Raw genomic sequence first — 20,831 nt, 5'->3', positions numbered from 1 at the left:
GATGATTCGAAGTGAGCACACGCCACGCCTCCTGCGAAGACTTGCGGTGGTTTGTCGTTTATTGTTTCTGAAAATGAAATTAAAAATAGACGACTATAGACTTTATTGCGAATGATGATGGCAATAGACTGCAACTGTCGACGATGAATTGAACATCGCCGCGTTTCAAACAGACAGGAGAAACCATCATGAAGCGCACTCTTATCACCTCTGCCCTGATTTCCGCCATGCTGGCCGTTTCAGCCGGTTCGGCTTTTGCCAGCGATGCCTTCGACGGTCCGTCGGAGTTCTCGTGGGTTCCTCAGACCAGCGTACTGAGCCGCGCACAGGTTCGTAACGAGCTGGTGCAAGCGCAACAGGCCGGCCTGCTCCAGCAGCATGACTCGGTGTATCCGAAGCTGGTCGCCACGGCGGGCGGTGCAGCCGCAGCCGGCGTGACGCCGGGTTCGGTCGGTCAGATCGCCCAGGCTGGCAGCACGTACTTCGGCAACTGATTGCCGCACCGATCGCGATACTCGCATTGCCCGTGAGCCTGTGCCATCAGGGCGCAACGTGACTCCGGGTAGCCGTCTCCGATGACAAATCGGCCGCACTTATGGCGGCCGATCTTGTTTTGTCCGCCGGTATTCGAGCGGGCGCAGCCTGTGGACAAGCCTGTCGATAACGCTGTGTACAACCTGTGCCAAAGGTGTGGGCAACCCTGTGGACTGTATGTTGGAAAAGCGGTGGATAGCCCGTGGATATCCAGTGAATATCTCGGGGAAAACGCGATTGAATGCGGTGGGTAACCTGTGGGTATCCAGTGAACAGGTGGTGCATAAGTGGCAAAAATGCGTGGATAAGCCAGTGGATTTCCTGTGGAAATCCGAGGTGTGCCGCTATTTGTCGAAGGCCTTGGCGAGAAAGGCGGTGACGCGCTCGATGGCGTCGGCGCGCGCCTCGGGCTGCGTGCCGGTGATCGGCACCACATGCGTGACCGGATTGGTGAACTCCGGGCGGCGCCGTACCGGCAGGTTCGGATAATCGAAGTCATGCACCGCGCCGGGATAGAGGTGGAAGGTAACGGGTGAGCCTCTTGCGATCACGTCCTGCATCAGGGCCTCACACGGCGCCGCTTTGCTCCAGACATCGTCGGCCCCGCTCAGCACCAGCAGCGGGATGCGCGTGGACCAGTCCACACCCTGCGCCCTCGTGTTGCACCAGCCGGGGTAGAACGCCACAGCGGCGGCAAAGTCGGGAGGCTGTGCGGCGTCCGGGGCGCTGGCAGGGCCTCTGGGGCCGATGGAAAACAGAACCGTGCCGCCACCGTGCGACCAGCCCATCAGCGCTATGCGATCGGGGCGAATGCCGGGCTGGCGCTGCAGGTAGCGCAATGCCCCGTAGGCGTCCTTCGGACGTTCGACGGAGGCACGCGCGGTGCCGCCACCCCGGCACTCGCTGGCCTGCCCGCGCGAAGTGAAACTGTCCACCGCAAGCACGGTGTATCCGAGCGCATTGAAGCGCTGCGCCCAATCGAGTTCGCGCCGGTCGATGCCGCCTTTGCGCGTGAACATGCCATTGCACCCATGCATGAACACGACGGCGGGCGTCGGGCTTGTGGCGTTGGCGACGGGAAACAGGTACGCGTCGATCATCTCCGGCTTGCCGTCACCGTCGGTGTCCAACGAGGGCAGGCTGACTTTCTGCTGGGCGAACGCCGCGTCGCTCAGGACGAGCGCGGAAAAGGCGACGGCGGCGAATCCGACCCGAAGCACAACGGGTAATCCTTGGGGGAGTGCGACGGCGAATCTGCGCAGCATGATCGAATGCCTCCTGAAGACGCGGGCCTCCCGCGGTGCCGGATCGGCCCCGTGCGATGCGATGAGCGCGACGAACGCTGCCACCGCCGCCAACGCCGCCAACGTGGCTGCCGTCACGGCGAACCCGATGCGAGACGAGTATAGCCAGCCGCGGGTGCGCCAGATAGCGCGTGCGCCGTCTCCCATATTACGAACGATTGCGCGCCTGCCGGGTCCCCAACTCACCGCAGCCAAGCATTCGCAAAACGAAGATAAGCCGGGAGCGGGCAGCCGTTTAGAATGGCCTCGGATACCTAACCAATGCGCTCCGCAAAGAGAGAGCGCCAAACCTGTCCGGAGACATTCGACATGACCGAGAAGACGAACGCAGCCCCGCAAGCCCCGCAATGGCGTCTCGAGACGCTGGCCGTGCATGGCGGTTACCGACCGGACCCGACCACCCGCGCCGTGGCGGTGCCCATTTACCAGACGGTGGCCTTCGCCTTCGACGACACCCAGCATGGTGCCGACCTGTTCGACCTGAAGGTGCCGGGCAATATTTACACGCGCATCATGAACCCCACGCAAGACGTGCTGGAGCAACGCGTGGCGGCACTCGAAGGTGGCGTGGCGGCGCTGGCGCTCGCGTCGGGGCAGGCTGCGGTCACCTACGCGATCCAGACGATCGCCGAAGCGGGCGACAACATCGTCGCCGCGAGCGCGCTCTACGGCGGCACGTACAATCTGCTGGCGCACACGCTGCCGCTCTCGGGCATTACCACCCGCTTCGCCGATCCGCGCGACCCGGCGTCCTTCGAGCCACTCATCGACGACAGGACCAAGGCCATTTTCGCGGAATCGGTCGGCAATCCGCTGGGCAACGTCACCGATGTCGCGAAGCTTGCCGACATCGCCCATCGTCACGGCATTCCGCTCATCATCGACAACACGGTGCCCTCGCCGTACCTGCTGCGCCCGTTCGAGCACGGTGCGGATATCGTGGTCCACTCGCTCACCAAGTACCTGGGCGGTCACGGCACGAGCCTCGGCGGCGCCATCGTCGACTCGGGCAAGTTCCCCTGGGCCGAGCACAAGGCGCGCTACAAGCGGCTCAACGAGCCGGACGTGAGCTATCACGGCGTGGTGTACACCGAAGCGTTCGGCCCGGCCGCGTACATCGGACGCGCGCGCGTGGTGCCGCTGCGCAACACGGGCGCGGCGATCTCGCCCTTCAACGCCTTCCAGATCCTGCAAGGTATCGAAACGCTCGCACTACGGCTCGATCGCATCACCGACAACGCCCTGAAGGTCGCGCAATTCCTGCAGACGCACCCGAAGGTGGAGTGGGTGAACTATGCCGGTCTGCCCGACCATCCGGAGCATGCGCTTGTCGAGAAATACCTCTCGGGTCGCGGCCCCGGCATTCTCACGTTCGGCGTGAAGGGGGGACGCGAAGCGGGCGCCGCATTCCAGGACGCCTTGCAGCTCTTCACGCGCCTGGTCAACATCGGCGATGCCAAGTCGCTCGCCACGCATCCGGCGTCGACCACCCATCGCCAGCTCTCGCCCGAGGAACTGCGCAAGGCCGGTGTGAGCGAGGAGACCGTGCGGCTGTCCATCGGCATCGAGCATATCGACGATTTGCTCGCCGATCTCGATCAGGCACTGACAGCACGACGAAACTGAACGGGCCGCCGTGCCGCGCGGCGCGGCGGGTGCCAATCCCGGATGGCAGTCGTTTCTGACGGCGTATCATGCGCGGCAGCCGGTGGCGGGCAAGCGACCGGCGCCGTCGCCATGTGACCGTCATGAAATTGTCACGAACGCGGCGTAGTGTCCTTGCCCATTTCAAAAGGATTGCGCATGGACTATTTGCAAGTGCTCGTGCTCGCGATTGTGCAGGGGGTCGCGGAGTTACTTCCCGTGTCGAGCTCGGCACACGTGATCATGGCCGAGAAGGCGATGGGACTCGATCCGTCGGCGCCTGCCATGACGTTGCTGCTCGTCATGCTGCACACCGGCACGATGCTCGCCGTCATCGTCTACTTCTGGAATTCGTGGCGCGAGCGGTATTTCTCGTCGAAGCGCGACTTCGTGCACAACGCGAAGCAGGTCGTCATTGCGACCGGCTTTACCGGGGTGATCGGTCTGGCGCTGATGTTCTTCATCGAGAAGGTGCTGATGCGTGGTAGCGAGCACGCCGAGATCGAGCATCTGTTCGGCAACCTGTACATCATCTCGGCGGGCCTTGCGATGGCGGGCGTTCTGATCCTGATCTCGGGTCGCAAGCGCGCGCCGATGGGCGATCGTCCGATGCGCGCGGGCGACTCCGCGTGGATTGGTGCGGTACAGGGCTTGTGCCTGCCGTTTCGCGGCTTCTCGCGCTCGGGCTCGACGATCTCCACGGGCATGCTTCGCGGGCTCGACAAGGTGCGGGTGGAGGAATTCAGCTTCGCGCTGGCGGTCGTGCTCACGCCGCCCGTGATCGCGAAAGAGGCGTACCGCCTGTATAAGTCGGGTGGCGCGCAGACGCTGTCCGGTCACTTCATGACCGTGCTCACGCCGAGCCTGGTCGGCATGGTCTTCAGCTTCCTCGCCGGCCTCGTGGCGCTACGCTGGCTCTCGCGCTGGCTCGAGCACGGCCGCTGGTACCTGTTCGGCATCTACTGCCTGGTGGCGTCGGTTGCCGTGCTGGCGTCGAGTCGGATCCTGTAACACCGAAGTGCCGCAGTAACTGATTGGCGGGGGTGGCCGCGCATCCCCGCCGCACGTCACACCAGACCCGCGACCACCTCCAGAAACGCCGCGATGACCCGCGCGGCGCGGCGCTCCGCCAGGCACACAACGACGGTGGTCGTCTCCACGCGCGCATTGCTGATCGACACCGTGGCGAGCCGCTCGTCGGGCGTATGTTCGCGGGCCGACACGGCGGCAATCCCCAGTCCCAACATCACGGCTTCGCGAATCGCCTCGCGGCTGCCGATCTCCATCGCCACCTTCGGTGTCACGCCCGCGTCCTGAAGGGCCGCTTCGAGCGCGTGACGCGTGGTCGAGCCCGGCTCGCGCATGAGCATCGGCTCGCTGGCCAGTTCCGTGAGCTTCACGCTGCGGCGCCGCGCGAAGCGGTGCGTGCGCGGCACCAGCAGCACGACCGGATGTGTGCGATACGGCACGGTGTGCAACCGCGCGTCATCGTGATAGCGCGCGAGCACTGCCACATCCGTGCGATACGCGAGCAAGCCGTCGATCATCTCTTCCGAGTTGCCCGGCCGCATCGAGATGCGAATGCCCGGATAGCGCGGTTGGAACGCCGCCACGATTTCCATCGCGTGATGCGGCCCCACGGCGCCCAGCCGCAACTCCCCGGTGCGCAGCCCGCCATGCTCCTTGAGCAGGCCGAGCGCTTCGGCCTCGTCCGAGAAAATGCGCAGACTCACCGCGTAAAGCGCCCGGCCCGTCGGCGTGAGCGTCAATCCCCGGCCGTGCCGGTAGAAGAGTTCGACGCCGTAGGTTTCCTCCAGCGCACGGATCTGCGTGGTCATGGTCGGCTGGCTCACATGCAACGCCTGCGCCGCGCGCGTCACGCTGCCGTGGTGAGCGACCGCGTGGAATGAGCGCAATTGGGTAATTCGCATCGATACCGCTCCTGGAGGGTCTCTCGCGAGGTATAGGTTTTATCAATACTTCGTCGAAAAAATGTGAATTGGAAGTATAGGAGAACGCTCACCATAATCCAGCTCAATCTTCGTCAATCGATCGCAACGCCTGCGGGCGCGGCGGCACCGCTCTCACCATGACAGCTCGTTCCCATTTTCATAATCCGGTCGATGTTCACTTCGGTGCAGGCGCACTGTCGCACTTGCCGGCGCTGGTCGGCCCTCGCCGCGCGGTACTCGTCACCATGCCCGAAGCGCGCGCGCTGGGCATGACGGGGCAGGTCGAGGCGTTGCTGGGGCAGCGCCTGGCCGGCGTGATCGACCAGGTGAATCCGAACCCGGACGTGCGCGAGCTGGCGCCGATGTACGGCGACTTCTGGCGGCGTTACGGCCAATGCGAAGTGATTGTCGCGTTGGGCGGCGGCAGCGCGCTCGATACCGCCAAGCTGTTGATGGTGGCGGGCGACGACGACCGTTTCGCCACGCTCGTGGACGCGCTCGACGCGGGCGTCGCCCTGCGGCCGACACGCACCAAGCGTCTGATCACGATTCCCACGACCGCCGGCACCGGCAGCGAAGTCACGCCCTGGGCGACGCTCTGGGACCGCCATGTGAAGCGCAAGAAATACTCGCTGCACTTGCCGCAGACGTGGCCGGAAGCCGCCATCGTCGATCCGGATCTCACGCGCTCGCTGCCACGCGCCGTGACGTTGCAAAGCGGTCTGGACGCTTTGTCGCACGCGCTCGAGGCGATCTGGAACGTCAATGCCAATCCGATCTCGGACACGTTCGCCGTGACGGCCGCGCGCGACATGATGCGCGTGCTGCCCCGTCTCATGGCGTCGCTCGACGATGCCGATCTGCGCGCGCACGCGGCGCTCGCCGCGCTGCAGGCCGGCATGGCGTTCTCGAACACGAAGACGGCGCTCGCGCACTCGATTTCGTACGACATGACGCTGCGGCACGGGCTACCGCACGGCATCGCCTGTTCATTCACGCTGCCGGCGGTGATGCGTCTGGCCATTGGCCGACGGCCCGATCGCGACGCGGTGCTCGCCCGGGTTTTCGACGGCGATATCGCGAATGCACCCGGGAAGCTCACGGCGTTTCTCCATGACCTCGGCGTGGCCACGGAATTCTCCGCTTACGGCGTGAGCGAGACCGAGTCGAGCGCGATGATCGCCGCCGCGCTGGACGGCCCGCGCGGGCGCAATTTCATCGGCGCCGCAGCCTGAGAAGCCTGAGCGGCCCGGGCTGCTGTCGGCACCATCGGCGCAATCGTCGCCAAGGGCGCGCCTGCGCTCGAATGGGCCCGACCGATGTGTTGGGCGCATGCCCGTGCGCATGCGTGTTTTCGAGTCTTACCCGCAGTCCCCGCAATACCCATCATCACAACAACCGCCGCGTCATGAACTCGCGGCACCGAGACATCCAGGAGACAGACGCCCGGCGCAGACCGGTGCGTCGCAGCGCGCCGCCATGGCGCGGCGCACAACAGGAGGCGCAATGGAACAGGTTCTCACCGGTGTCGGCGACCGCGCTGCCGCCAATGCCGAAAAAGCGGTGCGCACGGTCGCGCTGGCCAGTCTGATCGGCACGACCGTCGAGTGGTACGACTTCTTTCTGTACGGGACCGTCACCGGGCTCGTGTTCAACAAACTCTTCTTCCCCAGCGGCGACGCGTTCGTCGCCACCGCGCTCGCCTACACCGTCTATGCCGTGGGCTTCGCCACGCGCCCGCTCGGCGGGATTCTCTTCGGACACTTCGGTGACAAGCTCGGGCGCAAACCCTTGCTGATCGTTACGTTGACGATCATGGGCGTTTCGACGTTCCTCATCGGACTCGTGCCGACCTACGACAGCATCGGCATTGCGGCGCCGCTGATCCTGCTGTTCCTGCGCCTGTTGCAGGGCATCGGGCTGGGCGGCGAATGGGGCGGCGCGGTGCTCATGGCATTCGAATACGCGCCGAGAGACAAACGCGGGCAGTTCGCCGCCTATCCGCAGATCGGTCTGGCAGTGGGATTGTGTCTGTCGACGGGTGTGGTCGCGCTGCTCTCGTCCACGCTGACCGACGCGCAGTTCATGGCCTGGGGCTGGCGTCTGGCCTTCATGCTCAGTCTGGTACTCGTGGCCGTGGGCATGTTCATCCGGCTACGTGTGCTGGAGACACCGGAGTTCGCCCGCATCAAGGACAGCCAGCACGTGGCCCACGTGCCGCTCTCGGAGATCGCTCGCGACTATCGGCGCAATGTGTTGCTCGGCTGGGGCGCGCGCTATATCGACGGGGTGGTGTTCAACGTCTATGCGGTGTTCGCGATTTCCTATCTCGTAGGCACGCTGCATTTCCCGAAGACACCGGTGTTGCTCGCGGTGACGGTGGCGGCGCTCGTGCTGATCGTCACGATTCCTTATGCGTCGAAACTCTCGGATCGCGTCGGGCGTCGCCGCGTGTTCGGCTGGGGCGCGCTGGCATGCGGCGTGTGTTCGATCCCGGCGCTGGCGCTCATGCATTACTCGTCGAACGTCTGGTGGGTGTCGCTTGCGGTGATCGTGCCGCTGGGTGTGGTGTATGCGTTCGTGTATGGGCCCGAGGCATCGATGTTCTGCGAGCTGTTCGACACACGCGTGCGATACACCGGCATCTCGGTGGTCTATCAGGTGTCGGGAATCGTCTCGAGTTCGATCACGCCGCTCGTGGCCGCAACGCTGCTCGAATACGGGGGACACAAGCCGTGGTGGATTGCGGTGTACGTGCTCGTGGTGGGATGCCTGTCCGCGGCCTGTGCGGCAGCGATGAAACGGACCTATTGAGGCAGACGCGGCGCAGGGGGAAGGCGGGGAGAAGGTTGCGCGAGGAGGCGCGCGAGAGAGAAATCTCGTCCCGGTGAGTCGGGAGCGCGGCAGGCCGGTGGATGGCTCCCCGGCTTGCCGCTTTTTTTACGGACTTACTGGCCGAAGTAGATCGAACCGGCGCGGTTCACGCGACCCGGCACTTCGTACACCGGAGCGACGACCGTCGACGATTGTGCCGCGACCGGACCCGGCTGGGCCTGTGCCTGAGTCTTCGCCTGAGCTTGCTGCTGGGCTTGCTGCGGCTGAGCGGCCGGCTGCTGTGCGCTCTCTGCGGCGCTGGCGGCACCGGCGACGAGCGCGAGGGCAAGGGTCGAGGCAATCAGAATCGGCTTCATTTTCATTTCTCCTGTCTGGCGAGACGTCCACCATGGGCGTCGTCATGGTTGCCAAATCTACGCTCGCGCGTGAGGGAGAAAAATGCGATCCCGAGGAAGGGCGCATTGCTGAAAACGAAATAATCACCCTTCAAAAATGCCGATTTTCCCTATTGGGCGGCAAGTCAGGGACGATATGTGCTCGCGCCGACCCGACGTGTCGGCGACATCCTTTTTGCAGTGCGGCAAGGCGTGCGCCGTGCGCAACTTACCGGCGGGTGATACGTACCGGCTGGCGGCGCGCACGCGCGGCGCGGCTGCGCAGATACGAGGCGGTCAGCAGCGAGGCGCTCACCAGCAAAAGGAAAGACCCGAGGGCAGCCATGGTAATGCTCCTGTTCGAACCGGGTCGTCCGCGGTGCGGCGCACCTTGCGAGCCACGATGCCGGTTGACTTCATCATGTTGTCACTCTACTGCCGACGCACTTTGCAATAAACCCCGTCGCGTCAAAGACCTTGTTGCGCGTGGCGGCATATCCGGTCGATTTCGCGCCCCGAAGGTGTCATTTACCTGCCACTTATGAGGTTTAACGGCGCTAACAAATTGATTTTCAATAGTTTTTTCGAATCGGACGATCGGTTGCGTTTTGTGGACGCTTAGTTGCGAAAAAACCACGGGTTTTCCCTAAGATTCATCCATGCCAACGCGACGGACACCGCAACGCAACAAACCAGGTGGTTCGATGCCCCGAACGCTAGCTGACCAAGCCGTTATCCAACATTGACAGGAGTCTCACCATGAACACTCGTATCCTTGCCGCCGTGGTTGCCGCCGCTTCGTTTGTGTCGGCCTCTGCTTTCGCCGATGCACGTTATGACAACAACGTGCCCGACATCGCCGTGACCGGTCAAAGCCAACTGAGCCGCGCCGAAGTGCGCAGCGAGCTTGCTCAGGCCGCCGCTGCCGGTGTGCTGAATCAAGTCGAAACCGGCGCACCGCTGGTCACGGCCAACCCGACGCAGGCCGCCGCGATCGCCGATCCGCTCACGCGTGCCGACGTGCGCGCTCAACTGAGCGATCGCACCCTGCTGCAGGACAACCGCTCGTAAGCTGCACACACGTCGATATCAAGCGACGCGAAGCCGCCAGCCCACACGGGCCGGCGGCTTTGTCGGTTGTGCGATTGCAGACAAGTGTGGCGCGTTCTTGCCGCCGGGCCGATCCATGCGTCGGCAGACGGTTACGGCGATGTTCGCAACCCCTGAGTGGCGGTGGGGACGACACGGTCGTGCACATCGCCGTCACAGGAACAACACCGGCGCCTGTGCGATCAGGTACAGCACGGCGCCAATCAACCCGCCGACGAGCGTGCCGTTGATGCGGATGTATTGCAGGTCCTGTCCGACGCTGAGCCGAATCTGCCGCGAAAGATGTTCCGCGTTCCAGCCGTGCACCGTGGCGCGGATGTGCTCCGTCACGAAGTCGGCGAAGCCCGGTGCCATGCGCTCGGCGGTGTCGAGCAGTTGGGCGTCGAGCGCGCGGCGCAACGATTCGCTGCGGGCAAGCTCCTGGCCGATCCACGCCGCGGCGCCCGTGATTTTCGCGCCGATGACGGAATCGTCGCGCGCGAGGTCGTGCTTCACCCAGTTTCGCCATTCGTTCCACAGCCCGCCCACGTAGGCGTTGAGCGCAGTATCGCCCTTGAGCTGGGCCTTGAACGCATCGAGCTTGTCCTGCAAGGTCGCGTCATGCTTGAGCCGTTCGATGAGCCCGGCGACCGCACGATCGAATGCCTGCCGCAACTGGTGCGTCTCGTCGGCTTCCATCTGCGCAAGCAAGCGCGTGAGGGCCGCCGAGATCATGTCCGATCCCTTGTCGCCGATCCACTCCGAGGGCAGCACTTTCTCCTTTTTCGGGTGATCGCTCTTGAGCCAGTCGACGATGCGCGCCGAAATGAATTCACGCGTGCGCGGTTCGTTCAGGAGTGCGATGAGATAGTCGAGCGTCTCGTCGAGCAACGCCTGATGACGCCCGTCGCGCGTGAGGGTATCCAGAATCGCCGCCGCCGATTGCGAGAAGTCCAGCCGGTCGATCATCGTGTCGAGTGCGCGACGGATGAACGCCTGCACGTTGCGCTCGTCCATCACGTCGAGCACGCCGCCCGTCACCTTCACCAGGACGGCACTCAATTGCCGGGTGTTTTCGTACGAGCCGAGCCAGTGCGTGACGGCGTCCGCCGGATTCTGCTGTCGAATGAGCCGCACGACCGACGGCGTGTCGAGAAACTTCTCGCGCACGAATCGGGCCAGGCCGTCGCCCAGCGCGTCCTTCTTTCGAATGAGAATGTTCGTGTGTCGCGAAAGCCCCGGAATCGGGATGCGCCGGAACAGCGCTTCGACCGCGAACCAATCGGCCAGCCCGCCGACCATCGCGGCTTCGGCCGCCGCGCGAATCCAGCCCGTCACGAAGTGCACGGGCATGAATAGCGTGGCGATGAAGATCGCCAGCGCGACCAGCAGAAAGGACAGGGCCCGGCGCTCGGCGCGCTGCAAGGCAATGGCGGGATCGGCGGAATCTGCGGAATCCATGCGCAGCCGGCTCCTGAAATGACGACGACGCTCGACAGGTTACCGCGACGGCCGCGTGATGATAAGTCCCGAATTCGCGTTTGCAAGCCCGTGTCCGCGCGCACCGGCGCGCTCGCGTGCGCGGTGTTGGGCCGATTCGCGCTGTCCGTGAAGCGAAACCCGGAAGTCGCGTTGGCGGACCGGGGAGGACACTTTGCGCGTGCTTCGACGCCATCGCGCCAAGGCGTGCGTCGTCGTGGTGCATCGTGACGTCGGTCCGACGCGCAGGCGCGCCGTCCGGACGCGGCGTTCCCGAGGATCTTGCCCGCCACGCGCGATAGGAGCCATGTCATGCCATCCACTGTTGACTACTGCGGCAACCACCCGCCGCTTTCCCCGGTGACGCCGCCGGCCCAGGATTTGCCGGACACGGATGACTTTTTCGAGCGAACGCTGACCGACATCATCGACGGCAAGTATCTCGTGGTCGTTCAAGGATTTGCGAATTCGGAATACGCGCAACCCGAGGGACTGAAGCTTGCGCTTACCCAGCAGTTGCTGACGACGCGCGATGCGCAGAATGGACGTCGGATCGTCGTCATCGGGGGCGGTAGCGATGCGAATATCGGGGTTGTCTACGCCCTGGCGCAGGAACTCGGCATGACGACGGCCGGCATCTACCTCGAGGGCGCGCTCGACACGACCCATTGTGATCGGTTTGTCGAGGTCAAACACGTGCCCGGTACGTCCGACCGGGGCACCGTGATGCCGACCTCCGGGGAGGATCTGTTCGTGGCGGCAATGCGGATCGCCAACGGCCCCAGGGGGCGGGTGGCACGATGCTGTGCTTCGGCGCCGACTCACCCACCGAAGCGCGCGCGAAGGCGGCGCACGAGGCGGGATATGACGTCACGCTGTTCCGGGAACACTGGCCGCAGGGGCAAGCCGCGGTCGTCGACTACCAGGACGTCATCGGCTCACTCATGGCGGCGGGTGTCGACGTGCGTTGAACAACGTTTTCGTTCCCCGGCGTGCAGACGTTGCGGCGTCGCCGCAATGAGAAACGCCCGGCGGGGATTCCCCACCGGGCGTCTTGTGCCGTGACCGGACGCCGCGATACAACGCGGCATCCGTCACGCGTCATCAGCCGCGTTGCTTCGCCTTCAACGCCAGACGGTACTTGTGCAGCAGCGGTTCGGTGTAGCCGTTGGGCTGCGTGAGCCCTTCGAACACGAGCGCGCTGGCCGCCTTGAACGCGAGCGAATCGTCGAAGTTCGGTGCCATCGGCACGTAGTGCTTGTCGCCAGCGTTCTGCTTGTCGACCACGACGGCCATGCGCTTCATGGTCTCTTCGACCTGCTCGCGCGTGATGACGCCGTGACGCAGCCAGTTGGCCAGGTGCTGGCTCGAAATGCGCAAGGTCGCACGGTCTTCCATGAGGCCGATGTCGTTGATGTCCGGCACCTTCGAGCAACCCACACCCTGATCGATCCAGCGCACGACGTAACCCAGAATGCCCTGTGCGTTGTTTTCGATCTCCTTGCGGATTTCATCGGCAGTCCACTCGGCCTTCGCCACGACCGGCACCGTCAGCAGACCGGTGAGCAGTGCGTCGCGCTCCTTCGCGTAGTCGATCTTCTCGAGCGCCTGCTGCACGGCTTGCACGTCGACCATGTGGTAGTGCAGCGCGTGCAGCGTGGCGGCGGTCGGCGACGGCACCCATGCCGTGTTTGCTCCGGCCTTCGGATGCGCGATCTTCTGTTCGAGCATCGCGTGCATCAGGTCCGGCATCGCCCACATGCCCTTGCCGATCTGGGCGCGTCCGCGCAGCCCGGCCGCCAGGCCCACGAGCACGTTGCTCTTTTCATACGCGGTGATCCATGCCGACGACTTCATGTCGCCCTTGCGCATCATCGGACCGGCTTCCATCGCCGTGTGCATTTCGTCGCCCGTGCGATCGAGGAAGCCCGTGTTGATGAACGCCACGCGCGCCGCCGCGGCTGCGATGCAGGCCGAGAGGTTCACGCTGGTGCGGCGTTCCTCGTCCATGATGCCCATCTTGAGCGTGTTGCGCGGCAGGGCGTACAGATCTTCGATGCGACCGAACAGTTCGTCGGCAAAAGCCACTTCGGCCGGGCCGTGCATCTTCGGCTTGACGATGTAGATCGAGCCGGTGCGCGAGTTCAGCTGGTGCTTGCGATCGTGCAGCGCGGCGAGCACGGTGACCACGCCGTCGAGAATACCCTCCGGAATTTCGTGGCCATCGCGATCGGTAATCGCCGGGTTCGTCATCAGGTGGCCGACGTTGCGAATGAACAGCAGCGAGCGCCCATGCAGCTTGACCGGCTTGCCATCGGCGCCGGTGTATTCGCGGTCGGCGTTCAGGCGGCGCGTGAAGGTCTTGCCGCCCTTGGCGACTTCCTCGGTCAGCGTGCCCTGCATCAGGCCGAGCCAGTTGCGATACAGGTCGACCTTGTCGTCGGCGTCCACGGCCGCGACCGAGTCTTCGCAGTCGATGATGGTCGTGACGGCGGCCTCGACGAGCACGTCCTTGATGTGGGCGGCGTCGGTCTTGCCGATCGGATGATTGGCATCGAACTGGATCTCGAAGTGCAGGCCGTTGTGCTTGAGCAGCACGGCGGTCGGTGCGGCAGCGTCGCCCTGGTGGCCCACGAACAGCGACGGCGTGGCCAGGCCGGTCGTGCCCTGCTTCGTGGTGACGACGAGCTTGCAATTCTCCACCCGATAGCCGGTCGCATCCTTGTGCGAGCCTTCGGCCAGCGGCGCGGCCTGATCGAGGAAGCCGCGCGCGAAGGCGATCACGCGTTCGCCGCGCTTCGGATTGTAGCCCGCGCCCTTCTCGGCGCCGTCGGTCTCGGGAATGGCGTCGGTGCCATACAGGGCGTCGTACAGGCTGCCCCAGCGCGCGTTCGCGGCATTGAGCGCGTAGCGGGCATTGGACAGCGGCACGACGAGCTGCGGGCCGGCCTGCTGTGAAATTTCGTCATCGACGTTCGCCGTGGTGGCCTTCACGCTCGCGGGCGCGGGCAGCAGGTACCCGATCTTCTCGAGGAACGCGCGATACGCGGGCGCGTCGGCGATCGGGCCCGGATTGGCGCGGTGCCAGTTGTCCAGTTCGCCTTGCAGGCGGTCGCGCTCGGCGAGCAGGGCGCGGTTCTTCGGCGCGAGGTCGTGGACGATGGCGTCGAAGCCCTTCCAGAATGCGTCGACATCGACACCGGTGCCCGGCAGGGCTTCCTTTTCGATGAACGCGATCAGATTGTCTGCGACCTTCAGGCCGCCACGCTGGGAAGTGGAAGTCATGATGCTGTACTCGAGTTTGAAAACCTGGTTGACGCGACTTCGTCGCCCGGCTTCGACGTTCCGGCACTCGTTTCACCGGGGAGTCGTCGGCAGGGCGGACGATAAGGGGCAGTCTTATATAAGACTCTGAGTGTAATCCTTCTCCGCGCGCTCGGAAACCCGGGATTTCAGGTGGCGACACCACCGTCGGTTATAGGTGGCATAAGGGTTTGCGTATGACGTCGGTGCGACAAGGCTTTGCGCCCCGTGCGCATTTTTTCATCGTCAGTTGCAGCATTCGATATGGCGTTTCACTTCATGAGAAATGGCCGCGACCCGCCGGTGGCGCGCGATGGCCATCGGATACCCCGGAATTTGTCGGTTCGTGCGGCGGGTACACTCGATGCTCTGGCCGGCCGATCCGGCGTGGTCCCCCGAGAAATTCTTTGCCCCCGGAGGCATGTGTCGTGAAACAGATTCTGATGATGAGCAGTTCCCGCAAGGGCAACCTGGGGTATCTGGAGCAGGTCGACGATCAGGTGCACGCGGTACTGCGCGGGCGTGCCCGGCGTGTGTTGTTCGTGCCGTACGCGGGCGGCATCACGTCCAGCTTCGATGACTACGAGGCACGCGTGAAACCGACCTTCGAGCGGCTCGGCTACGCGCTCGAGTCGATCCACCGAAGCCCGGACCCACGCGCCGCGGTGGCGCTCGCCGACGCGGTGGTGGTGGGCGGCGGCAACACGTTCGCCCTGCTCGATCGCCTTTACAACGCGGGACTCGTGGGTCTGCTGCGCGAGCGCGTGAATGCGGGCATGCCGTATGTGGGGTGGAGCGCCGGGGCGAACGTGGTGTGTCCTACGATTCGTACGACGAACGACATGCCCATCGTCGAGCCGCCGACGCTCAAGGCCCTCAACCTGATTCCGTTCCAGGTGAACCCGCATTTCATCAGCGGCAAGCCCGTCGGCCACAACGGCGAGTCGCGCGAGGAGCGGCTGGCGGAGTATCTGGCGATCAATCCCGATGAGTGCGTCGTCGCCATTCCGGAAGGCACCGCGTTGCACGTGCAGGGCGATCAGGCGACCGTGATGGGAGATTTCGACGCGTTGTGCTTCAGGCAGGGCGGCATCGTCGAGAAGCTCGCCCCGGGCAGCACGTTCGCGCTGGCGTCGATCTGATCAGGCGTCGTCGTCGAGCCAGGGCACTTCGACGTCGGTCAGGAAGGCGACCATGGCCAGCGGACGCGCCTCATGGCGCCCCATCTTGCCGTCGGCGCGATGCCACACGACCTGGAAGGTCTCCGGATGCCTGTCGGCGATCAGTTGCACGGTACGCAACTCTTCTTCGTCCGCGTCCTCGATCGGACCGTCGAACGACAGCACGAGCGTCTGCGGCCACACACCGTCTTCCGGGTCGTACACCTTGTCGCCGTTGGGCACGTCCACCACCGCCTCGACGCCGATCGTTGCCGACGCCGCCACGATCATCTCGCCAAGTGCGCGCAGCAGCGCCGTGGCACGGGCGGAGTTGATCTGGCGCATGGCGAGATCGCCGCGCGTCAGGGCTTGTTCCAGCTTGGGATTGGTTTTTTGATTGGACATGCGGTTCCTCGGTAAAACGTTGACCACCCCTTGGCGGCCGTGTCATGTCATTGCGACGCCGGTGCCTTGCAGGGGGTTCCGATGCTACCACCGTCGCGCATGCCGGGGCGCATTACAATGCGGTTTTCGTTACTTGCGGTGCTCCCGGTACCTGTCGTCATGGATTCCCCAAAGCCTCTCCCGTCCGACCCATCCGCCCAGGCCGCTGCCGCCGGGGCAAGCGACACCTATCTGCGTCTGCTCGGCGAGACTGCCAAGATCGACTGGAAGGACCTGGAGTCGTTCTTCGCGCGCGGCGCGCTCCTCTACGTCGCCCCCGGCGTCGATCTCGTGTCGGTCGCGCAAGCGGTTGCCGACGACGACACCACCACCGTATCGCAGTGGCTTTCGTCGGGCCTGGTGCAGCGAATGCAGGCCGAACAGGCGTCGGATTTCGCGGCGCGCACGCCCGAACTTTGGGCCGTCGTCGTGGCACCGTGGGTGCTCGTGCAGGAGCGCGGCACCGTCGCCTGACGGGCCTGCGCGGCCGCGCCCTCCGACGTGTTCCCCGCCGCTTATTCGGTAATGCCCGCCTCCACGAGGCGGCGCGTGCAATCTTCCAGCAAATCCTGCGCCACCACCGACGCGTACGCATAGTCCGCGTCGAGGGATTCCATCATCTCGTGCGCCGTGTATAGCCCCGCTTCGCGCGAGAGCGTGCCGGCCAGTTCGCGCGCAAAGTCGTCGCTCAGTGTCGAGAGCAGACGCCGCTCTTCCAGCGGCAATTGCAGCTTCGAGCGCGACAGCCACATCTGCGCGAGCGTCGCGCCCTGCTTGTCCGTCATCCACTGCCCATGTTCGTAGAATGCCGACAGACGCTCGGCCGTCAGCGCGAACAGCAGCGCGCGACGCGTGTTGAAATTCAGACGAATCGGGGTATTTTCCGGCATGACGGGAACCGCAGAATGCGGACAAAAACGGGATCAGGGGGCAAAGGTATCACGCGAACAGGCGCAACAGCGCATTGCGCGCGTGGCGGATCAGCTCCGTTTCGTCGGCGCGTCCGGGCAGCAGGTGGAATTCCGCGCGCGGCAGCGGCGGCAGGCCGAGCGATGGCGGGCAGACGACGAGGTCGGCGGTGAGCGCCGATTCGTTCAGACACGAAATACCCAACCCTGCGCTCAGCGCCAGCTGCATGCCGGCGACGCCCGCCGCCGAGTGCGATACGCGATATGGCACCTTGTGACGCTCGAGCACACCCAGCACGAGGCTTTGCAAAGCGCACGACGGCGGCAGGGTCACGAGCGGCAGCGGCTCGCCGACGGGCTCCGTCAGCGTCGACGACATGGCCCACACGAGACGTTCGCGCCGCACAAGCGTGCCTGGCGTGCGATACCCCAGCGCCCTGGCGCCTTTGCCGATATCTTCATTCATCAGCCGCAGCGCCAATCCCACGTCGAAGTGCTCGCCGGTCATCGCCGTTCGCTCGATCTGCGCACTTTGCATGGCGCTCACATGCAGCCGCAACCGCGGGTACAGACTCGTGAATCGCTTGAGCACGCGACCGACGTCGTGCGGTCGGTAGTAGTCCGTGATCGCGATGCGCAGTTCTCCGTCGAGCAACACGCCCTGCAGGTCTTCGAATGCGGCTTCGGAGAGCGCCGATATCTGACGGGCATACGCGAGCAGCCGTGTCCCCGCGGGCGTGGGGCGCATGCCCTTGCGCGAGCGCACCAGCAGTGGCTGTCCAGCACGTTCTTCGAGCTTCTTGAGTTGCTCGCTGACGGTGGACTGTGACAGGAAGATCTGTTCGGCCGCGGCGGAAATGCTGCCTGCGTCGTGAATGGCGATGAAGGTGCGCAACTGCGTGAGATCGAAGGCTCGGGCGTTCATGGCGGCTCTCGGATGTCGCGGAAACCCCCGACGGGAATCATGCCCTTCGCAGGCGCCCGTGACGACGCCTTCGGCGGATCACACCGCGCGGTTATCGGGCAGGACCCCGTCCGGACGAACGGGAGTATCCGTTCTGGTTAATCCGGAAAACACGATATAAGTCATCGAATTTTCCCGCTTTTCCGATGCAATGTCCATCCGTAGGATGAGGCCGTGGCGTTGGACTGTCCCCATGGCTGCATGGCCGAGGGGACGCGACGCCGCCGACCTCCCTCCGCTCTGAGTCGCGTGCCGTTCGGTTCGCGCACCGTGTCATCCATGAATGAACGTCTCTGTCCTGCTCCCGCCGTTTCCCCGAAGGCAGCGGCGCCCACTGCGTCGACGCCGCCCATCTCAGGGGGTCTCGGCCCAAACCATCGCTGGAAGGTGCTCGGCGTCGGTGTGGTCGCCAACGCCAGCTTTGCCGCCGCGATGGGCGGCATTCCCGCGACGGCCGTGCAAATGCGCAGCGCCTACGCGCTCGGCACCGGCGATCTCGGTATCGTGCTCGGCATGATCGGCCTGGGCATCGCCCTGTCCGAATTGCCGTGGGGCATGTTGACCGATCGTTGGGGCGACCGCAGGGTGCTCCTCGTCGGTCTGTTGGTGACGGCGCTGGCATTCGTCGGTCTGGGGGCCTGGGTGGTGCCCAGGGCGCCGTTCATTCCGTCGGCGCCGGTGCTCGCGGCGGGCATGCTGCTCATCGGCGCGCTGGGCGGCAGCGTCAATGGGTCGAGCGGGCGCGCGATCATGCGTTGGTTTCACGATCGCGAGCGCGGTCTCGCGATGAGCGTACGGCAATGTGCCGTGCCCCTGGGGGGCGGGATCGGTGCGCTCGTACTCCCGGGCACCGCCGTGCACTTCGGCTTCGGCGCCGTGTACATCGGGCTTGCGGCGGCGTCGCTGGCGGCGGCCGGCATGGCCTGGCTTTGGTTGCTCGAACCGCCGCAGGGGGCGAACGGCAGTGCGGCGCCGCCGGCGAGCGTCGCGGCGAAAGCGCGCGACGCCAACCAGCCGGCCCCGACCAACGGCGGCGGCTTGCCGATGCAGGACAGGCATTACTCGCCGCTGCGAGATGCCCGACTGCTGAGTACGGCGCTGGGCATGGCGGTGCTCGCCATGCCGCAGATCGCCGTGCTCACGTTCGGCACGGTGTTTCTCCACGACTTCGCGCACGCCAGCGTGGCGACGATTTCGCTCACATTGGGCGCGGTGCAGGCCGGTGCGGCGATCACCCGTGTGTGGAGCGGACGCTTTACCGACAAGCGTCGCAATCGTCCGCAGTATCTGCGCGTGTGCACGATCGTGGTCGGCGCGGTGTTCGCGCTGCTCGCCCTGCTCGTGGCGCTGCTATCGCTGCGTCCCGACTGGCTCGCGCACGGCACGCCGTGGGTGGTGATCCTGCTGATTGCGGGCGGTGTGGTGGCGTCGGCGTGGCACGGGGTGGCGTTTACCGAATTGGCCACGCTCGCCGGCGCGTCGCGCGCGGGCACGGCACTCGGTATCGGAAACACCGGCGTCTTCCTCACGATGTTCCTCACGCCGCTCAGTATCCCGCTGCTGCTGTCGATCGGTGGATGGGGGCTGGTGTGGGTGGGCGGCCTGCTTTGCGCGGCCATCGCGTGGCCGTTGTTTGTCTGGTCGCACCGCCAACGCGCGTGAATCGCGTGAATCGCGTGGCTCGTGTGACTCTGAGCCGCGCTAACGGCCTTTCTGTCTGTCGGTACGCTACGTACGACATACGTGCGTAGCGCTCGCGCGCTCGGGCCGCCGCGTCAGGGCAAGTGCACGTTGTCCACGAGGAAGTCGAGAAACGCTCGCACGCGCGCAGGCAAATGACCGCCCTGCCCGACGTACACTGCGTGCACCGGCTCCGCCTCGCCCGCGTTGTAGTCCTCGAGCACGGTGACGAGGCGTCCGGCGCGCAGGTCGTCGTCGACGTGGTACCGCGCATGACGCGCCAGCCCCACCCCCTGGAGTGCGAGCTTGCGCATTGTCTCGCCGTCGCTCAGCGACAGGTTGCCGGTCTGGTGGAAGTGCGTGACGCCGCCCGAGCCGTCGCGAAACGGCCAGCCCTGCACCTGGCGATCGAAGTTGAACGCCATGACGTTGTGATGCACCAGGTCGGCAGGCGTGCGCAGCGGGGCGCTGCGCGCAAGATAATCGGGCGACGCCACCACGTGCACCTGACTTTCGCCGAGCTTTCGTGCCACGAGTCGCGAGTCGCGCAGCGGACCGGCGCGCACGGCGACGTCGGCGCGCTGCTCCAGCAGGTCGACGACGGTGTCGGTGAGCGTGAGATCGAGCCGGATTTCGGGATACCGGGCGAGGAACGCCGGAATCACCGGCAAGAGGTAGTGGGTGCCGATCGGCACGCTCGAATTCACCCGCAACCATCCGCGCGGCACGGCGCCCGCAGCCGCTTCGCGCTCGGCCGCGTCGATATCGGCGAGCACGCGCATCGCGCGCTCATGGAATGCGCCGCCCTCGGGGGTAAGTTGCAGCCGACGAGTCGAACGGTTGAACAGGCGCGTGCCCAGACGCGTTTCGAGCCGCGCGATCAACTTGCTCACGGCCGAAGGCGTCATGTGCAATGCCCGCGCGGCGGCAGAGAACCCACCGAGTTCCACCACACGCGTGAATACTTCCATATCGCCGGAGCGATTGACGTCCTGTCGACCCATTCGATACCCGTGATTCCTGTCTGTCTCGGCCGCCCGGGCGGCCGCCTGCGTCCCGCCTTGTCCCTTGGCGTCCCGCCTCAGCGCCCGCTGTTCGCCGATTTGTGCCTTGATGTCACAAATCATATTCCCGGCGGCAGTCTATTTCATCAATGAAAGG

The 20,831-nt window shown here is 65.0% G+C and carries 20 protein-coding genes; 10 read left to right on the top strand and 10 right to left on the bottom strand.

Annotated elements, in window-relative coordinates:
- Positions 1-188 precede the first annotated feature (188 nt).
- On the top strand, positions 189-494 hold the full coding sequence (locus tag W930_RS28385) for a DUF4148 domain-containing protein (protein WP_023598229.1): 306 nt from the start codon (positions 189-191) through the stop codon (positions 492-494).
- Positions 495-878: 384 nt separating this feature from the next.
- On the opposite strand, the gene W930_RS0121470 is transcribed toward W930_RS28385, so the two are convergent.
- Positions 879-1,916 (bottom strand): dienelactone hydrolase family protein, encoded by a 1,038-nt coding sequence (locus tag W930_RS0121470; RefSeq protein WP_158516322.1) that lies wholly within the window; start codon positions 1,914-1,916, stop codon positions 879-881.
- A gap of 231 nt (positions 1,917-2,147) precedes the next feature.
- Between W930_RS0121470 and W930_RS0121465 the strand changes: the two genes are divergently transcribed.
- Together W930_RS0121465 and W930_RS0121455 are read left to right on the top strand one after the other, a co-directional pair.
- The gene (locus W930_RS0121465; RefSeq protein ID WP_023598227.1) at positions 2,148-3,464 is read left to right on the top strand and encodes an O-acetylhomoserine aminocarboxypropyltransferase/cysteine synthase family protein; all 1,317 of its coding nucleotides are present in this window, start codon (positions 2,148-2,150) and stop codon (positions 3,462-3,464) included.
- Between the two features lie 177 nt (positions 3,465-3,641).
- Positions 3,642-4,493 carry an undecaprenyl-diphosphate phosphatase gene (locus W930_RS0121455; RefSeq protein WP_023598225.1) on the top strand — a complete coding sequence of 284 codons (852 nt, stop codon included), beginning with the start codon at positions 3,642-3,644 and terminating at the stop codon, positions 4,491-4,493.
- A 56-nt stretch (positions 4,494-4,549) separates the two neighbouring features.
- Here the strand turns inward: W930_RS0121455 and W930_RS0121450 are convergent, their stop codons facing one another.
- A complete protein-coding gene (locus tag W930_RS0121450; RefSeq protein WP_023872715.1) occupies positions 4,550-5,413 on the bottom strand; it encodes a LysR substrate-binding domain-containing protein in 864 nt (287 codons plus the stop codon).
- A 158-nt stretch (positions 5,414-5,571) separates the two neighbouring features.
- Here W930_RS0121450 and psrA point away from each other — a divergent pair, with 158 nt between their 5' ends.
- Together psrA and W930_RS0121440 are read left to right on the top strand one after the other, a co-directional pair.
- On the top strand, positions 5,572-6,669 hold the full coding sequence (gene psrA, locus W930_RS0121445; protein ID WP_023598223.1) for an iron-containing alcohol dehydrogenase PsrA: 1,098 nt from the start codon (positions 5,572-5,574) through the stop codon (positions 6,667-6,669).
- A gap of 271 nt (positions 6,670-6,940) precedes the next feature.
- Complete coding sequence (locus tag W930_RS0121440; RefSeq protein ID WP_023598222.1) at positions 6,941-8,248, top strand: MFS transporter; 1,308 nt, start codon at positions 6,941-6,943, stop codon at positions 8,246-8,248.
- Positions 8,249-8,382: 134 nt separating this feature from the next.
- On the opposite strand, the gene W930_RS0121435 is transcribed toward W930_RS0121440, so the two are convergent.
- On the bottom strand, positions 8,383-8,625 hold the full coding sequence (locus W930_RS0121435; protein ID WP_023598221.1) for a hypothetical protein: 243 nt from the start codon (positions 8,623-8,625) through the stop codon (positions 8,383-8,385).
- 777 nt (positions 8,626-9,402) lie between these two features.
- On the opposite strand from W930_RS0121435, the gene W930_RS0121430 reads away from it, so the two are divergent.
- Positions 9,403-9,714, top strand: a complete 312-nt coding sequence (locus W930_RS0121430) for a DUF4148 domain-containing protein (RefSeq protein WP_023598219.1) — start codon at positions 9,403-9,405, stop codon at positions 9,712-9,714.
- A 192-nt stretch (positions 9,715-9,906) separates the two neighbouring features.
- On the opposite strand, the gene W930_RS0121425 is transcribed toward W930_RS0121430, so the two are convergent.
- Both W930_RS0121425 and W930_RS0121420 read right to left on the bottom strand, forming a co-directional pair.
- Positions 9,907-11,193 (bottom strand): DUF445 domain-containing protein, encoded by a 1,287-nt coding sequence (locus W930_RS0121425; RefSeq protein WP_024788741.1) that lies wholly within the window; start codon positions 11,191-11,193, stop codon positions 9,907-9,909.
- 39 nt (positions 11,194-11,232) lie between these two features.
- Complete coding sequence (locus W930_RS0121420) at positions 11,233-11,907, bottom strand: hypothetical protein (protein ID WP_023872716.1); 675 nt, start codon at positions 11,905-11,907, stop codon at positions 11,233-11,235.
- Between the two features lie 104 nt (positions 11,908-12,011).
- On the opposite strand from W930_RS0121420, the gene W930_RS30510 reads away from it, so the two are divergent.
- Complete coding sequence (locus W930_RS30510) at positions 12,012-12,182, top strand: hypothetical protein (RefSeq protein ID WP_023872717.1); 171 nt, start codon at positions 12,012-12,014, stop codon at positions 12,180-12,182.
- A gap of 133 nt (positions 12,183-12,315) precedes the next feature.
- Here the strand turns inward: W930_RS30510 and W930_RS0121410 are convergent, their stop codons facing one another.
- Positions 12,316-14,496, bottom strand: coding sequence for a malate synthase G (locus W930_RS0121410; RefSeq protein ID WP_023872718.1), 2,181 nt, complete (start codon positions 14,494-14,496; stop codon positions 12,316-12,318).
- Positions 14,497-14,942: 446 nt separating this feature from the next.
- On the opposite strand from W930_RS0121410, the gene pepE reads away from it, so the two are divergent.
- Positions 14,943-15,656 (top strand): dipeptidase PepE, encoded by a 714-nt coding sequence (gene pepE, locus W930_RS0121405; RefSeq protein ID WP_023872719.1) that lies wholly within the window; start codon positions 14,943-14,945, stop codon positions 15,654-15,656.
- On the opposite strand, the gene W930_RS0121400 is transcribed toward pepE, so the two are convergent.
- Positions 15,657-16,079, bottom strand: a complete 423-nt coding sequence (locus W930_RS0121400) for a hypothetical protein (RefSeq protein WP_023598213.1) — start codon at positions 16,077-16,079, stop codon at positions 15,657-15,659. It lies immediately after the preceding gene.
- 159 nt (positions 16,080-16,238) lie between these two features.
- On the opposite strand from W930_RS0121400, the gene W930_RS0121395 reads away from it, so the two are divergent.
- Positions 16,239-16,592, top strand: a complete 354-nt coding sequence (locus tag W930_RS0121395) for a DUF2288 domain-containing protein (protein ID WP_023598212.1) — start codon at positions 16,239-16,241, stop codon at positions 16,590-16,592.
- Between the two features lie 41 nt (positions 16,593-16,633).
- Here the strand turns inward: W930_RS0121395 and W930_RS0121390 are convergent, their stop codons facing one another.
- Both W930_RS0121390 and W930_RS0121385 read right to left on the bottom strand, forming a co-directional pair.
- The gene (locus tag W930_RS0121390; RefSeq protein WP_023598211.1) at positions 16,634-17,008 is read right to left on the bottom strand and encodes a hypothetical protein; all 375 of its coding nucleotides are present in this window, start codon (positions 17,006-17,008) and stop codon (positions 16,634-16,636) included.
- Positions 17,009-17,057: 49 nt separating this feature from the next.
- On the bottom strand, positions 17,058-17,951 hold the full coding sequence (locus W930_RS0121385; protein WP_023598210.1) for a LysR family transcriptional regulator: 894 nt from the start codon (positions 17,949-17,951) through the stop codon (positions 17,058-17,060).
- A 318-nt stretch (positions 17,952-18,269) separates the two neighbouring features.
- On the opposite strand from W930_RS0121385, the gene W930_RS0121380 reads away from it, so the two are divergent.
- Positions 18,270-19,652: an MFS transporter gene (locus W930_RS0121380; protein ID WP_080685235.1), complete on the top strand. Its 1,383-nt coding sequence runs from the start codon at positions 18,270-18,272 to the stop codon at positions 19,650-19,652.
- Positions 19,653-19,765: 113 nt separating this feature from the next.
- On the opposite strand, the gene W930_RS0121375 is transcribed toward W930_RS0121380, so the two are convergent.
- The gene (locus tag W930_RS0121375) at positions 19,766-20,674 is read right to left on the bottom strand and encodes a LysR family transcriptional regulator (protein WP_023598208.1); all 909 of its coding nucleotides are present in this window, start codon (positions 20,672-20,674) and stop codon (positions 19,766-19,768) included.
- Positions 20,675-20,831: the final 157 nt, after the last annotated feature.

Source organism: Pandoraea sp. E26 (assembly GCF_000681415.1).
GTDB lineage: Bacteria > Pseudomonadota > Gammaproteobacteria > Burkholderiales > Burkholderiaceae > Pandoraea > Pandoraea pnomenusa.
Note: the sequence above shows the minus strand (reverse complement) of the source record. Positions and strands in the feature narration are given on the sequence as shown.

What these genes read in the sequence shown, in the direction of transcription:
- psrA (WP_023598223.1), top strand. Translation starts at nt 5,572, where the DNA reads ATGACAGCTCGTTCCCATTTTCATAATCCGGTCGATGTTCACTTCGGT.
- W930_RS0121385 (WP_023598210.1), bottom strand. Translation starts at nt 17,951, where the DNA reads ATGAACGCCCGAGCCTTCGATCTCACGCAGTTGCGCACCTTCATCGCC.
- W930_RS0121455 (WP_023598225.1), top strand. Translation starts at nt 3,642, where the DNA reads ATGGACTATTTGCAAGTGCTCGTGCTCGCGATTGTGCAGGGGGTCGCG.
- W930_RS0121465 (WP_023598227.1), top strand. Translation starts at nt 2,148, where the DNA reads ATGACCGAGAAGACGAACGCAGCCCCGCAAGCCCCGCAATGGCGTCTC.
- W930_RS0121430 (WP_023598219.1), top strand. Translation starts at nt 9,403, where the DNA reads ATGAACACTCGTATCCTTGCCGCCGTGGTTGCCGCCGCTTCGTTTGTG.
- W930_RS28385 (WP_023598229.1), top strand. Translation starts at nt 189, where the DNA reads ATGAAGCGCACTCTTATCACCTCTGCCCTGATTTCCGCCATGCTGGCC.
- W930_RS0121395 (WP_023598212.1), top strand. Translation starts at nt 16,239, where the DNA reads ATGGATTCCCCAAAGCCTCTCCCGTCCGACCCATCCGCCCAGGCCGCT.
- W930_RS0121440 (WP_023598222.1), top strand. Translation starts at nt 6,941, where the DNA reads ATGGAACAGGTTCTCACCGGTGTCGGCGACCGCGCTGCCGCCAATGCC.
- W930_RS0121410 (WP_023872718.1), bottom strand. Translation starts at nt 14,496, where the DNA reads ATGACTTCCACTTCCCAGCGTGGCGGCCTGAAGGTCGCAGACAATCTG.
- W930_RS0121450 (WP_023872715.1), bottom strand. Translation starts at nt 5,413, where the DNA reads ATGCGAATTACCCAATTGCGCTCATTCCACGCGGTCGCTCACCACGGC.
- W930_RS0121380 (WP_080685235.1), top strand. Translation starts at nt 18,270, where the DNA reads ATGAATGAACGTCTCTGTCCTGCTCCCGCCGTTTCCCCGAAGGCAGCG.
- W930_RS0121400 (WP_023598213.1), bottom strand. Translation starts at nt 16,079, where the DNA reads ATGTCCAATCAAAAAACCAATCCCAAGCTGGAACAAGCCCTGACGCGC.
- W930_RS0121375 (WP_023598208.1), bottom strand. Translation starts at nt 20,674, where the DNA reads ATGGGTCGACAGGACGTCAATCGCTCCGGCGATATGGAAGTATTCACG.
- W930_RS0121435 (WP_023598221.1), bottom strand. Translation starts at nt 8,625, where the DNA reads ATGAAGCCGATTCTGATTGCCTCGACCCTTGCCCTCGCGCTCGTCGCC.
- W930_RS30510 (WP_023872717.1), top strand. Translation starts at nt 12,012, where the DNA reads ATGCTGTGCTTCGGCGCCGACTCACCCACCGAAGCGCGCGCGAAGGCG.
- W930_RS0121390 (WP_023598211.1), bottom strand. Translation starts at nt 17,008, where the DNA reads ATGCCGGAAAATACCCCGATTCGTCTGAATTTCAACACGCGTCGCGCG.
- W930_RS0121425 (WP_024788741.1), bottom strand. Translation starts at nt 11,193, where the DNA reads ATGGATTCCGCAGATTCCGCCGATCCCGCCATTGCCTTGCAGCGCGCC.